At 39.2% G+C, this 13,258-nt stretch carries 11 protein-coding genes; 6 read left to right on the forward strand and 5 right to left on the reverse strand.

The features are described 5' to 3' along the window. The first annotated feature begins 161 nt into the window (after positions 1-161). The gene (locus JM79_RS04600) at positions 162-3,182 is read left to right on the forward strand and encodes a tetratricopeptide repeat protein (protein WP_141877024.1); all 3,021 of its coding nucleotides are present in this window, start codon (positions 162-164) and stop codon (positions 3,180-3,182) included. A gap of 26 nt (positions 3,183-3,208) precedes the next feature. Then, complete coding sequence (locus tag JM79_RS04605; protein ID WP_141877025.1) at positions 3,209-4,945, forward strand: TonB-dependent receptor; 1,737 nt, start codon at positions 3,209-3,211, stop codon at positions 4,943-4,945. Between the two features lie 235 nt (positions 4,946-5,180). On the opposite strand, the gene JM79_RS04610 is transcribed toward JM79_RS04605, so the two are convergent. Further along, on the reverse strand, positions 5,181-5,564 hold the full coding sequence (locus tag JM79_RS04610) for a hypothetical protein (protein WP_141877026.1): 384 nt from the start codon (positions 5,562-5,564) through the stop codon (positions 5,181-5,183). 122 nt (positions 5,565-5,686) lie between these two features. Between JM79_RS04610 and JM79_RS04615 the strand changes: the two genes are divergently transcribed. The 3 genes from JM79_RS04615 (at position 5,687) to JM79_RS04625 (ending at position 8,894) form a co-directional block, all read left to right on the forward strand. Continuing rightward, a complete protein-coding gene (locus JM79_RS04615) occupies positions 5,687-7,315 on the forward strand; it encodes an amidohydrolase (RefSeq protein ID WP_141877027.1) in 1,629 nt (542 codons plus the stop codon). Positions 7,316-7,351: 36 nt separating this feature from the next. Continuing rightward, on the forward strand, positions 7,352-8,284 hold the full coding sequence (locus tag JM79_RS04620; protein ID WP_141877028.1) for a peptidylprolyl isomerase: 933 nt from the start codon (positions 7,352-7,354) through the stop codon (positions 8,282-8,284). A 61-nt stretch (positions 8,285-8,345) separates the two neighbouring features. Then, complete coding sequence (locus JM79_RS04625; protein WP_141877029.1) at positions 8,346-8,894, forward strand: YfiT family bacillithiol transferase; 549 nt, start codon at positions 8,346-8,348, stop codon at positions 8,892-8,894. A gap of 30 nt (positions 8,895-8,924) precedes the next feature. Here JM79_RS04625 and JM79_RS04630 read toward each other — a convergent pair whose 3' ends face one another. Next, positions 8,925-9,569, reverse strand: a complete 645-nt coding sequence (locus tag JM79_RS04630) for a peroxiredoxin (protein ID WP_141877030.1) — start codon at positions 9,567-9,569, stop codon at positions 8,925-8,927. A 94-nt stretch (positions 9,570-9,663) separates the two neighbouring features. Beyond that, entirely contained in the window at positions 9,664-10,221 is a 558-nt protein-coding gene (locus JM79_RS04635) for a thioredoxin family protein (protein ID WP_141877031.1), read from the reverse strand. Between the two features lie 68 nt (positions 10,222-10,289). Between JM79_RS04635 and JM79_RS04640 the strand changes: the two genes are divergently transcribed. Then, positions 10,290-10,628: a tRNA-binding protein gene (locus tag JM79_RS04640; protein ID WP_141879175.1), complete on the forward strand. Its 339-nt coding sequence runs from the start codon at positions 10,290-10,292 to the stop codon at positions 10,626-10,628. On the opposite strand, the gene JM79_RS04645 is transcribed toward JM79_RS04640, so the two are convergent. Both JM79_RS04645 and JM79_RS04650 read right to left on the reverse strand, forming a co-directional pair. Continuing rightward, complete coding sequence (locus tag JM79_RS04645) at positions 10,625-11,335, reverse strand: TrkA family potassium uptake protein (protein ID WP_141877032.1); 711 nt, start codon at positions 11,333-11,335, stop codon at positions 10,625-10,627. The genes JM79_RS04640 and JM79_RS04645 overlap by 4 nt on opposite strands. 3 nt (positions 11,336-11,338) lie before the next feature. Beyond that, a complete protein-coding gene (locus JM79_RS04650) occupies positions 11,339-13,129 on the reverse strand; it encodes a potassium transporter TrkG (protein WP_141877033.1) in 1,791 nt (596 codons plus the stop codon). Positions 13,130-13,258: the final 129 nt, after the last annotated feature.

The raw sequence follows: 13,258 nt of genomic DNA on the forward strand, positions 1-13,258 counted from the left end.
GGGTTGCTAACGTTGAATATTCGGGTAAAATTATGCTCAAATATACATTTTTCAAGGTGCAGCCACATACTTTTTTTACCATTAACATAATTATAGAAGTTAAACAACGTTATAGAATCAAGCTTTAAATTATCTTTGATTTCCAATCTAAAACATCATAAATGACACTGAAAAAAGCTTACCTGCTAGTCGTTTTCATATCCTTCTCATTTTCCGGTATTTGTCAGCAATCTGCTACCTATACACATGATCTGGTTGACTTCAATCGGGCTCTGGAATTGTATAATAATGAGCAATATCTCGCCGCTCAAAATCTTTTTGACGAGGTGATGGACGAGACCGATGATGAAAAGATCAAGGGAGATGCTGCGTATTATATCGCCAATGCTGCGGTGAGACTTAATCAACCAGGAGCTGACAGGCTTATGGAGAATTTCGTGACCAGGTATCCTACCAGCACAAAAACCAATTCGGCTTACCTTGATGTAGCCGACTATTATTTCCAAACCGGTAAATATGCGCTCTCCAGGAAGTGGTATGATCGTGTGGATGAAAATGCCATGAGCAAAAAGGACAGGGAGAGATATTACTTCAACAATGGGTATGCATACTTTCGTTCCAATCAATTCGAGGAGGCTCAAACTTACCTGAATCGCGTTCGGGATTCCAAAGAATATGGTGCACAGGCTAAATACTATCTTGGTTATATCGCCTATGAAGGTGATGACTATGAGGAAGCCAACGAATATTTCGAAGAAGTAAAAGGAAACGATCGGTATACCGAAGATCTTTCATATTTCCAGGCAGATATGAACTTCAAACTTGGAAACTTCGAAAAAGCAATTGAACAGGGACTTGAGCAGTTGCCAAAAGCTAACCGACAGGAGATTCCGCAGTTAAATAAAATAATAGGAGAGAGCTATTTTAATCTTGGGAACTACCAGGAAGCAATTCCTTACTTAAAAGGTTATAATGGCCTTCAAGGTAAATGGAATAACACAGATTACTATCAGCTTGGTTACGCTTATTACAAACAGGGTAATTATGAAGCGGCAATCAGTGAATTTAATAAGATCGTTGATGGTAAAAATGCGATCGCACAGAACGCTTACTACCACCTTGCGCAATCATATCTTGAGAGTGACCAGAAGCAACAGGCTTTGAACGCCTTCAAAAATGCTTCTGAAATGGAGTTTGATGCAAAGATCAAAGAAGATGCTCTTTTCAACTACGCTAAACTTAGTTACGAAATCGGGAATTCTTATGAAAGTCCGTCGCAGGTTTTGATCAATTATCTAAATGCCTATCCAGCATCAGAACATAAATCTGAAATGGAATCGCTACTTATTGATTCCTTTATTACTTCAAGAAATTACGAAGAAGCGATGAGATTGCTGGAAAATAACAGAAACTTCAGTGATAAACAAGCTTACCAGAAAGTTGCATATTTCTACGGACTGGAACTTTTCGAAGAAGCTGAGTATTATGAAGCAATCAAGAATTTTGATAAGGCTCTAAAAGAACCTAGAAACCAGGATATCACTGCAAAAGCTACTTACTGGAAAGCTGAAAGTGAGTACAATATTAATAGAATGGATGACGCCATTCTTGGATATCGTGAATTTAAAGGAATGAGCGCTGCACGAAATACTCCGGAATATGAAGATCTGGACTATAATATTGGGTATGCTTATTTCAAGAAGAACGATTATACCCAGGCGGTAAACTACTTTAAATCATTTGCCTCTTCAGCTTCTGCGGAAGGAGCAAAGAAGAATGATGCACTTTTAAGACTTGGGGATACCTATTATGTAACCAGCCAATACTGGCCAGCGATGGAAGCTTATCAAAAAGCTATTGATAACGGAGTAAGCAATGCAGATTATGCTGCTTTTCAGAAATCCATCAGCTACGGTTTCGTAAATAGGAATGATACCAAACTGGAAGAATTGAATGGGTTCATTAATCGTTACCCACGCTCACCATATCGTGATGATGCGATGTATGAGTTGGGGAATACGTATGTAGCTGCAAATAATACAGACCAGGCGATACAATCGTATAATAGACTTATTCGTGATGTGCCGGAAAGTGCACTGGTTCCCAAAGCGATGCTAAGACAGGGGCTTATTTACTACAATAAAAATGATGGTAATAAGGCATTGGAGAGACTGAGAAAAGTGGTTGCTGAATTTCCTAATACTCCTGAAGCTAAGCAAGCAGTATCCACCGCAAGAAACGTTTATGTAGATCTAGGTAGAACTGATGAGTATGCAGATTGGGTAAGAAATATTGACTTTGTAGAAGTAAGTGATTCAGATCTTGATAATGCTACTTATGAAGCAGCAGAAAATCAATATCTAAATAACAATACAGCGAAGGCAATGGCAAATTTTGAAAAGTATGTTCAGAATTTCCCGAACGGGATTCACTCGATTAATGCTAATTTCTACCTCGCTCAGCTATATTATCGTGATGGGAAAGTGGATAAATCGATTGCTAATTATCGATATGTTACTTCAAAACCTAAAAACGAATTTAGCGAACAGGCACTTACTCGTTTATCTGAAATTTACCTGGAGAAGAAGGATTATGCACAGGCACTTCCTTTGCTGGAAAAACTGGAAACCCAGGCAGATATTAACGAAAATGTTGTGTTTGCTCAGCAGAACCTGATGAAGTCTTATTATGAAACTGGAAACTTCGCAAAAGCCAATGTATATGCTGAGAAAGTATTAAGTAATGCTACAGCAGATACTGAAGCTAGAAACGATGCGAGAATTATGGTTGCGAGAGCAGCTATCAAGTCGGGGAATGAATCTAAAGCGAGATCTGCTTATAAAGAAGTTCAGAAAACTGCTACAGGAGAACTTGGTGCGGAAGCATTGTATTATGACGCTTATTTCAAAAACAGGGATAAGAATTTTGAAGCTTCGAATGCTGCTGTACAGATCCTGGCAAAAGACTTTGCAGGATATAAAATGTGGGGAGCCAAAGGCCTTGTGTTAATGGCCAAAAACTTCTACGCTCTGGGAGATGCTTACCAGGCAACTTATATTCTGGAGAATGTGATCAAGAACTTCCAGAAGTACCCGGATATTGTTTCTGAAGCAAAAGCTGAGCTAAGTAAGATCAAAGCTCAGGAAGCAAAAACCAATTCTTCAGTAGAAACCAACAACTAAAAATAATCTAATAGATTCACTGCTATATGCGATTTCAAGCAATTAAGAAAAATCTGTTTTTCGGTCTAATCCTTTTTGGGGGGATATTATATGCCCAGGACCCTCTAGGTAGCGAAACGGTAACCGTAGTTAAACCTTATACACCATCTGTTCGCGATGCAAGTAAAATAAAAGCCAGTCCGGTTAAAAATGACTCGGTCACTTTGCAAAAAAAGCCCGTACAATATTCTATATTTTCAGTTCCTGTGGCATCAACTTTTACTCCGGTAAAAGGTCGGGCAACTACCGTGGAGCGAGTAAGACCACCAAAGGTCTACGATAATTACGCGACTCTTGGATTTGGAAACTACTCCAATGTTCTCGCTGAGTTCTATTCTAATATCGAAATTGATCGTAGTAAGAACTTTGGTGTTTTTCTAACTCATAATTCGTCTCAGGGCGGCATTGATGATGTTTACCTGGATGATAAATTCTACGATACCGAGTTAAATTTAAATTATAACACAAGAAATCGTGATCTTTCCTGGATCGCCGAGTTTGGAGCTGAGCATCAATTGTTCAACTGGTACGGACTTCCAGAATACAATGTTCCTGCAAATCCTGATACTTCTCAATTTCTGGCTAATCTCGATCCTCAGCAAAATTACTATTCTGTATACGTTGGAAGTGAGATCGAACTTTATGATAGCTTCTTCGAAAAAGCTAAAGCCAAATTCAGACATTCCGGAGATGCATTTTCTACTGCCGAAAATCATTTTAATGTAGATGGTCTTTTTGAAGTGGAGATCGCTGAGGAGTTGATCACAACCAAAGTTGGAGCAGATATTCTAAACGGGAAGTTCGAGCAACGTTATGATTCTAATGAAGGGTATGATTATACTTATATGATCTTCAATGCAAACCCAAGTTTATTGATCCTGAGAGATGATCTTAGTATTAATCTGGGTGTGAATTTCGTGTATGGTGCAGATGTGGAGAACAGCGATGGGGACATTTATATCTATCCTACCGTGAACGCGAGTTATAAACTTGCCGGAGATTACTTTACGGCCTATGCTGGTCTGGATGGTGATCTTGAACAGAATACGTATTATAATTTCTACCAGGCGAATCCATATATTTCACCAACGCTTACAATCAGGCCAACCGATAGTAAGTATAAAGGTTATGTAGGTGGAAAAGGGAAGCTATCCAACGCGATCTCTTATAATCTAAAAGCCAGTTATCAGTCTCAATTTGACAAACCATTGTTCCGAAGAAATTACGATGCGATGGTACTCGATGGGGAACCATATACTAATGGAAACAGTTTTGATGTGGTGTATGATGATGTGAAAACTCTCGCTCTTGCTGCGGAATTGAATGTGGATGTAAACAGAAACTTCAGACTGGGAATCAATGCTGAATTTTTAAATTATAATACAGATGATCAGGCAGAAGCATGGAATTTGCCAAATATGACGGCTAGTTTGAATGCAGATTATCAAATAACTGAAAAATGGTATTCTGGAGCGAACCTATTTTTTGTGGGAGAGCGTAAAGATGAAAACAGGTCTCTAAGCCTAACATTTGTTGATCCAATAGTTACTCTAGATAGTTATTTTGATGCTAACGCTCATGTTGGTTATAGATTTAATGATCAATTATCTGCATTTGTAAAAGGTAGTAACCTGTTGAACAATAATTACCAGAAATGGATGGACTACAACGTTCAGGGTGTTCAGGTTCTGGGTGGAGTAACCTATAAATTCGATTTTAATTAATTATTACATCCACTATAAAATTCAAAGGAACCTGAAAAGGTTCCTTTTTTTATTCTACAGTAAATCTAAATAGATCTGGTTCATCTGAATTTTTGAAAGTAGTAAGTAGATAAACTAGTACTCCGTTATTGCTATCTATATAAAGGTTGAGAGGTTGCTGATAGTAACTGCTAATAAAAAACTCCCCAGGCTGTTTTAAAACGATACCGAATTCACTTTGAAAGTTCTGTCCGTTCTAAAAAGCGGTAGCAATGAGTGCACTACTGGTAGAAACTTCCCCTCCACGAATGATTACTTCATCAGGACTAAGGCTCAGTAGCGTAGGATTCTCGAATCCTGTTTGCTGGTACAGGTCCAGGTAGGCATATAACCTGTCTGAGTTTCCAGCTACCTCAGAAATATCAATGATTTCACCATTATGTTCCAGATTCACGGGAACTTCAGTTTTAATCCAAATAGTATCGTTCAATGCATAGGTTGTCCTTGCATCTGTAATTTCGATAAGGTTCGGAGCTTCTATAGTGTAGGTGGCGGGTTCGATATAATCATATTCTTCGGGACAGCAGAAACCTGCGCAAAGGAAAACAAGTGACCAGCTAAATGTGCTTAATTTCATCATGGTATTATGAAGATACAGATTTATACAGTTGGTTGCGTGCCGCTACTTGCATTTCCTTAATTTTCCGTGAATTACACTTCAAGCTCATACTTCTTTGATTATTTTAGTTGAAAATTTAAAATATGAGAAGATTATTACTGGTTTTTGCCATTTTTCTTACGTTTTCGAGCGTTGCACAGAAACAGGAGGCAGATCTTTTAGTGTTAAATGGCGTAGTTTATACCGTCGATTCTGAATTTAATACGACAGAAGCGTTTGCCGTTAAAGATGGTAAGTTCCTTAAAGTTGGAACTGAAGAATCCCTAAGAGAAGAATTCGATTTTTCCGAAGAATTAGATGCTAAAGGTAAAGCGATATATCCAGGTCTTATCGACGCTCATGCCCATTTTTACGGTCTTGGAATGCAGCAGCAGCGGGTGGATCTTACCGAGACTAAAAGTTTTGCTGAGGTTGTTGCCAGAATTCAGGAATTTCAGAAAGAAAATAAAACAGAATTTATCGTAGGTCGTGGATGGGATCAAAATGATTGGGAAGTAAAGGAATTTCCTGTAAAAGACACCCTCGATCAATTATTTCCTGATACACCAATTGCAATCACCAGGATAGATGGTCATGCGATGCTGGTAAATCAGGCGGCACTTGATAAAGCTGGAATCACTGCGAATACAGAATTTGATGGCGGAGATATCGAGCAGAAAAACGGTGAACTAACCGGGATTCTCGTTGATAATCCAATGATGCTTATTGAAGAGATCACAGAACGCGCAGATATTGAAACCCAGAAGAAAGCCTTACTGGCTGCTCAGGAAATCTCATTTTCTTATGGATTAACCACGGTGGATGATGCTGGACTGGACAAGCAGGTAATTGAGCTTATCGATAGTCTAAATAATACTGGAGAATTGAAAATTCGCTTATATGCGATGCTAAGTAACAGCGATAAGAATCTTGATTATTACCTGGAAAAAGGACCTTATAAAACTGATCTGCTAAACGTGCGTTCAGTAAAATTTTACGGAGATGGTGCACTTGGTTCTCGTGGAGCAGCATTGAAAGAACCTTATTCAGATCGTGATGATCATTACGGAGCTTTACTTTCGCCGGTTTCAGAATTCAAAGCCACTGCCGAACGTATCTCGAAAACTGGTTTTCAGATGAATACGCATGCCATTGGGGATTCTGCTAATTATATGGTTCTTAAAACCTATGATTCACTTTTAAGTGATTCCGAAGATAGAAGATGGAGAGTGGAGCATTCGCAGGTGATCGATGCAGATGATTTTAAATATTTCAGTAAAAATATCCTTCCATCTATCCAACCCACTCATGCAACCAGCGATATGTACTGGGCTGAAGAAAGACTTGGGGAAGAAAGGATCAAAGGCGCTTATGCCTATAAAAAACTTTTAGACCAGGCGGGAATGGTAGCTCTTGGAACAGATTTTCCTGTAGAACAGGTTAATCCATTTCTTACATTCTACGCGGCTGTAGACAGGCAGGATACCAAAAACTTTCCAGAAGGAGGATTTATGAGAGAAGAAGCGCTAAGTAGGGAAGAAACTTTACGCGGTATGACCATCTGGGCTGCTTATTCAAATTTTGAAGAAGACGAAAAAGGAAGTATAGAAGCAGGTAAATTTGCAGATTTCGTGATCCTGGATCGTGATATTATGAAAGTGGATATTGATAAAGTTCCAGATACAAAAGTGATCTCAACTTTTGTAGCAGGGGAGCAGGTCTATAAGAACTAAAGGAATTATCTTTGTAGCTTATTAAAAATTAAAACAATGAACGACGGATTATACGCAAAATTCCATACTTCTAAAGGAGAGATCCTGGCTGAACTGGAATTTCAAAAAACACCTGGAACTGTAGGGAACTTTGTAGGTCTTGCAGAAGGGAAGATAGAAAATGACCCGAAAGATAAGGGAGTTCCTTATTACGACGGACTTAAATTTCACCGAGTGATTCCAGATTTTATGGTTCAGGGAGGAGATCCTCAGGGAACCGGAGCTGGTGGACCTGGTTACAATTTCGATGATGAGATCCATGCAGATCTTAGACACGATGCGCCTGGTAAATTGTCTATGGCAAATGCCGGACCTGGTACTAATGGAAGTCAGTTTTTTATCACTCACGTGGAAACGCCATGGTTAGACGGTAAGCATACAGTCTTCGGAAGTGTGGTTGAAGGACAGGATGTAGTGAATAAGATTCAGCAGAACGATACGATCGAAAAGTTGGAGATCGTTAGAGTTGGTGCAGAAGCTGAAGCATTCGATGCTGCTGAAGCATTCAATACTTTCACCTCTCAAAAGCAGGAAAAAGAAGCTGAAGCAAAGCAAAAGGCTGCTGCTGAAGTTGACAAGCTTGCTGCAGGTTTTAAGTCTACAGATAGTGGTTTGCGATACCAGATCATCCAGAAGGGTGATGGTGTTCAAGCTGAAAAAGGTAAGAACGTATCGGTACATTATAAAGGTCAGTTAGCTGATGGTACTGTGTTCGATTCTTCTTATAAAAGAAATCAGCCTTTGGAATTTCCAGTAGGTGTAGGCCATGTAATCCCGGGATGGGATGAAGGTATTCAATTACTACAGGTTGGAGATAAGGCGAGAATGGTGATCCCATCAGACCTTGCTTACGGAGAACGTGGTGCAGGTGGTGTGATTCCACCAAATGCTGTGCTTATTTTCGATGTGGAATTGATGGATGTAAAATAATATAGACTTATATATTTCTTAAAAACGCCCTGATTCTTCAGGGCGTTTTCTATTTTTAGATATGAGTACAGAAGAAGAGATCGAAAATTTAAAATTTCCTATCGGGGAATTTGAAATTCCGGAACAGGTTTCCGTAGAAAACATAAGAGATTATATTGATGAGGTGGCGAGATTACCTCAGGCATTGATTGAGGAAGTCGAACATCTTGATCAGGATCAATTACAAATGGTCTATCGTCCTGAAGGCTGGAACATCCGGCAATTGGTGCATCATATTGCCGATAGCCATATGAGTGCATTTATGCGTTTTAAATGGGCGCTAACTGAAGACGAGCCGACCATCAAGGCATTTAATGAAAAAGGTTTTGCAGAACTGGCAGATTCAAAATTCACACCAGTAACGTTATCCCTTGGATTCCTTAAAGCTTTGCACGCGAAATGGATCATCCTGCTGGAGAATATGAGCACAGAGGATTTCGAGAGAACTTTTATACATCCGGAATCTGGCTTTCGTTATAGTTTAAAACAAAGTCTGGCGAATTACGCCTGGCATGGAAAGCATCATCTGGAGCATATCATCGAACTTAAAAAAAGAGAAGGCTGGGATTAACCAGCCTTTTAGATTTAATTAATCGGAATATTACTTTTTTAACTCCGGTTGTGCAGTTGTTCTCAGGTAAGGTTTTACTATTTTGTAGCCTTTTGGGAACATTTTATCTGCTTCCTCATTACTTACAGATGGGCTAATTACAACGTCATCACCATGTTTCCAGTTCGCTGGCGTTGCTACTTTATTGTAAGCAGTAAGTTGCAAAGAGTCAATTACCCTAAGTAATTCCTCAAAATTTCTACCTGTGCTCGCCGGGTACGTCAGCGTCATTTTGATAGACTTATCTGGCGCGATCACGAATACAGAGCGTACGGTAAGTGTGCTATCAGCTTTGGGATGGATCATACCATATAGATCTGAAACCTTTTTGTCCTCATCTGCTATGATAGGAAAGTTCACCGTGGTATTCTGAGTTTCATTAATGTCTTTGATCCAGTCTTTGTGAGACTTTACTCCGTCGACACTAAGTGCAAGTACCTTTACATCTCTTTTCTTAAATTCTTCAGCGTAATTCGCAGCAGCTCCCAATTCAGTTGTACAAACAGGAGTATAATCTGCCGGGTGAGAAAATAGGATTCCCCAGCTATCGCCTAGAAATTCATGAAAACTAATTTTCCCTTCAGATGTATCTGCAGTAAAATCTGGTGCTGTATCGCCTAATTTCAAATCACTCATAATCAGTCTGTTTTATATTATTAAATCCTACTGAAATAGTAGGTTATTCAAATTTAAAAAATTGCGGGGAGTCAAATGAAAAGATCAAGTTAAATTAAGTTTTCCATTTAATATTACAACCAATCGATGGCTTTTGATCTTTATTGACCTTACGATTATTTAGCACTGCATCCATCGCTTCCCTGATGTCTCTTCCATTGGAATGCAAGCCGTTGTTAGGTCTGCTGTCATCTAACTGCCCACGATAGATCAATTTAAGTGCGGCATCAAAAAGGAAAAAATCCGGTGTACAGGCTGCCTGATATTTTCTGGCGATCTCCTGCGTGCCATCGAATAAATAAGGAAATGAATACTGATTTTTTGATGCAACTTCTGTCATCAGGTCTGGATGATCATCTGGATAACTTTCGGGATCATTACTGCTTATACCTGCGAAACCAAAGCCCAGTTGCCTGTATTCATTAGCGAGCCTCACAATTTCCCCATTTACATGCTTAACAAAAGGACAGTGATTTGAAAGAAACATGATAAGCGTTCCTTTCTCACCTTTGATATTTTTTAGATCCAGAAGATGTCCGGTTCTGGTATCCATCAGTTTAAAGTCTGGAGCATCGCTTCCAAGCGGAAGCATTTTTGAGGATGTAAGTGACATCTTTTTCTTTAAAATTAAATATTAATGCTGAATATTCTCTACTTTCCCATCTTTAAATTCTGAATATGATGAGTGAGATTAGCTGGGAAGATTTCGAGAAAGTCGATATGAGAGTAGGAACAATTCTGGAAGCTGAAGAACTTCCGAAGGCTAAAAAGCCAGCCTATAAGATGCTGATAGATTTTGGAGAAGAAATTGGTAAGAAGAGAACATCTGCCCAAATCACTAGAAGGTATACGAAGGAAGAACTTCCAGGAAGACAGGTCATCGCCGTAGTCAATTTTCCGGTTAAAAGAATTGCCGGCTTCAAAAGCGAATGCCTGGTGATGGGGGTGGTCGGTGATGAAACCGATGTTGTTCTGTTATCACCAGATCAAAAAGTACCAAACGGACTCAGGATCGCTTAACTCTGAGCTTCTTTAAACTTCTTATGTTGATCGAGTAATCTTCGAATATCCTTATTGTGTCCATACAACACCATGATATCGTCTTTATATAATTTGGTGTCGGCATGTACAATTCCCTGTACTGTGTTTCTTTCAGTTGGAGCTCCAAGTTCGTTTTTACCTTCAGAAACATTCATGGTCGTAAGTATAAGAATATTGAATTCTCCTTTAATGTCCAGTTCCTTTACAGTTTTGTCATGATACTCTTCAGGGATTTTAGTCTCAACAATACTAAAGTTACTATCCAGTTCAAAACTGTCCACCACGCCTTCAAGATTTAACCTTTGTGCCCAGCGGTGAGCAGTTTCTTCTTCAGGGTGAATGATTTCTGTAATACCCATCGTTTGCAACACCGTTCGCTGTAGTGGATCTATCGCGCGGCTTATAATTCTCTTCACCTTCATTTGCTTCATAAGCGCGGCGGCCATGATATTTGCACCTTTATCTTCTCCAATCCCAACGATCACCACGTCACAATCCTTTAGCGGTAAGTTCTTTACTGCTTCCATATCTGTCGCATCCAGACTAATGGCATGAGTTATTTTCTCCTTCATGCTTTCAACCTTGCTCATACTAATATCCACGCCAATAACTTCGTTGCCCATTTCTGCAAGCTGTTCTGCGATGGACGATCCAAAGTTTCCAAGACCAATTACGATATATTTCATGTGTTAATTTATTAAAATTTCATCTGTAGGGACTCTATAATTAAGATGTTTAGCCTTCCGAAGCATAGCAATTAAAAGGGTTAGCATGCTAACTCTTCCAATAAACATCGTAAAGATAAGAACGATCTTGGACGAGGATGAAAGGCTGGAAGTAATTCCTGTAGATAGTCCCACGGTACTATAAGCCGAAAATGCTTCAAAAGCAATATCTATGATCGCTATATCTTTTTCGAAGATGGTCATCAGGAATATAGCGATGCTAATCACCATAAGTGAGAGCGATATAATAGCAAACGCACGGCGAATGGAATTACTTGATACTTCTCTTTTGTATACTTCGATACGATCCTTGCCTTTTCCAAGACTCACAAAATTTAAGGCGGCAATGGCAATGGTGCTTGTCTTTATTCCACCTCCGGTAGATGCAGGAGAGGCTCCAATCCACATGAGCATAAAAATAAGCATAAGCGTACTTACATTTAATGCTTGCATGTCTACAGTATTAAAACCGGCTGTACGCGGCGTAGCAGCTCCAAAAAAAGCAGTGACGATCTTACCAAACCAGTTATGCTCCGCCAAAGTATTATTGTATTCCAAAATATAGAAACCTAAAGTTCCCACGCTTAAGAGAATTATCGTGGTTACAATGACGATTCGTGTATTGAGATTGATCACCCAAGGCGAGTAAGGTAAAGGTCTTTTTTTGTTGAGCTTGAGCAGTAGATTCGAAAAAGTATATTTCAGATACTTATAAATATTCAGAACAATAGGAAAACCAATTCCTCCAAGAATGAATAACACGGCAATTACCAGATGTAGCGGATAATTAAATCTGAAAATTGGTTCATAAAGACTGTTTTCAAGTGTAGAGAACCCTGCATTGCAAAAACCGCTTATCGCGTGAAATACTGAGAAGAATATACGATCACTAATCTGGCTCAATTCATTTTCACTTAAGCTGAAATATATAAAAATAGCTCCCAGCAATTCAGTAACAAAAGTGATAGAAAGAATTTTTTTAAGTACGCCGAAAACTTCACCGATACGTTCTGAATTCGTAGCATCTTTGAGTAACAGTTGATTCTCGAAACTGGTCTGTCCCCGAAAAAAGTAGCTAAAATAACTGGCAAAGGTCATGATCCCGAGTCCTCCCAACTGCATTAAGAGTAAAAGGATAGACTGTCCAAAAGTGGTGAAATACGAACCGGTATCTACTACGATAAGACCGGTCACGCAAACTGCGCTGGTAGAAGTGAAAAGTGCATCCAGAAGTCCGATTCCTTCATGTGTCGCCTTAGGTAACATCAGCAAACCAGTGCCGACTAATATAATTCCCAGGAAACTGCTTATAAATAGCTGAGCCGGATTCAAGTATGCTTTATTAAACCTGAAATTGATGGTGGCAAGTTCCCGTATGAAGTAAACGAGCGATGCGAAATACATGTAAGCCATCTTATTGAGGAACTGCAAACCCGGAAAATTCTCCATAAGAACATCAGTCTTCACGATACTTAACAGGAGAATAAGCGTTCCAAGGATAGCGTCGAGAATCCTTATCTTGGCAGGAACCTTAACCTTTAGAACAAAATACCGACATAGGATCGCAGCGATCCCAATCAATAAGACTACATAATAAAAACTGTTTAATTGTGCTTCCTGAAGTTTTTCCTGTTTAAATCCCAGGTCGTAAAGTGCTACGAGCAATGCAATGCAACTGGCAAAAAAGGAAAGTCTGTTGAGGTAACTTAAAAACCTCTCGTTTCTCAACCATGATTTAAATCCGGAAAATTTCAATAATTGGAATTTAGAAGCATGAATAATAGGTGAAAAAGAATAGGTCCGGTAAGTTTGAAACTAACGGACCTATTTTCCTTAACAAACCGGTACAAAGTTATGTAACCGACTGTACAAGTCTGCTAAAAT

Origin of the sequence: Gramella sp. Hel_I_59 (genome assembly GCF_006714895.1) — a bacterium.
In the GTDB taxonomy this organism is placed as follows: Bacteria; Bacteroidota; Bacteroidia; order Flavobacteriales; family Flavobacteriaceae; genus Christiangramia.

Coding starts and splice junctions, on each gene's coding strand:
- JM79_RS04600 (WP_141877024.1), top strand. CDS start 162: ATGACACTGAAAAAAGCTTACCTGCTAGTCGTTTTCATATCCTTCTCA.
- JM79_RS04605 (WP_141877025.1), top strand. CDS start 3,209: ATGCGATTTCAAGCAATTAAGAAAAATCTGTTTTTCGGTCTAATCCTT.
- JM79_RS04610 (WP_141877026.1), bottom strand. CDS start 5,564: ATGATGAAATTAAGCACATTTAGCTGGTCACTTGTTTTCCTTTGCGCA.
- JM79_RS04615 (WP_141877027.1), top strand. CDS start 5,687: ATGAGAAGATTATTACTGGTTTTTGCCATTTTTCTTACGTTTTCGAGC.
- JM79_RS04620 (WP_141877028.1), top strand. CDS start 7,352: ATGAACGACGGATTATACGCAAAATTCCATACTTCTAAAGGAGAGATC.
- JM79_RS04625 (WP_141877029.1), top strand. CDS start 8,346: ATGAGTACAGAAGAAGAGATCGAAAATTTAAAATTTCCTATCGGGGAA.
- JM79_RS04630 (WP_141877030.1), bottom strand. CDS start 9,569: ATGAGTGATTTGAAATTAGGCGATACAGCACCAGATTTTACTGCAGAT.
- JM79_RS04635 (WP_141877031.1), bottom strand. CDS start 10,221: ATGTCACTTACATCCTCAAAAATGCTTCCGCTTGGAAGCGATGCTCCA.
- JM79_RS04640 (WP_141879175.1), top strand. CDS start 10,290: ATGAGTGAGATTAGCTGGGAAGATTTCGAGAAAGTCGATATGAGAGTA.
- JM79_RS04645 (WP_141877032.1), bottom strand. CDS start 11,335: ATGAAATATATCGTAATTGGTCTTGGAAACTTTGGATCGTCCATCGCA.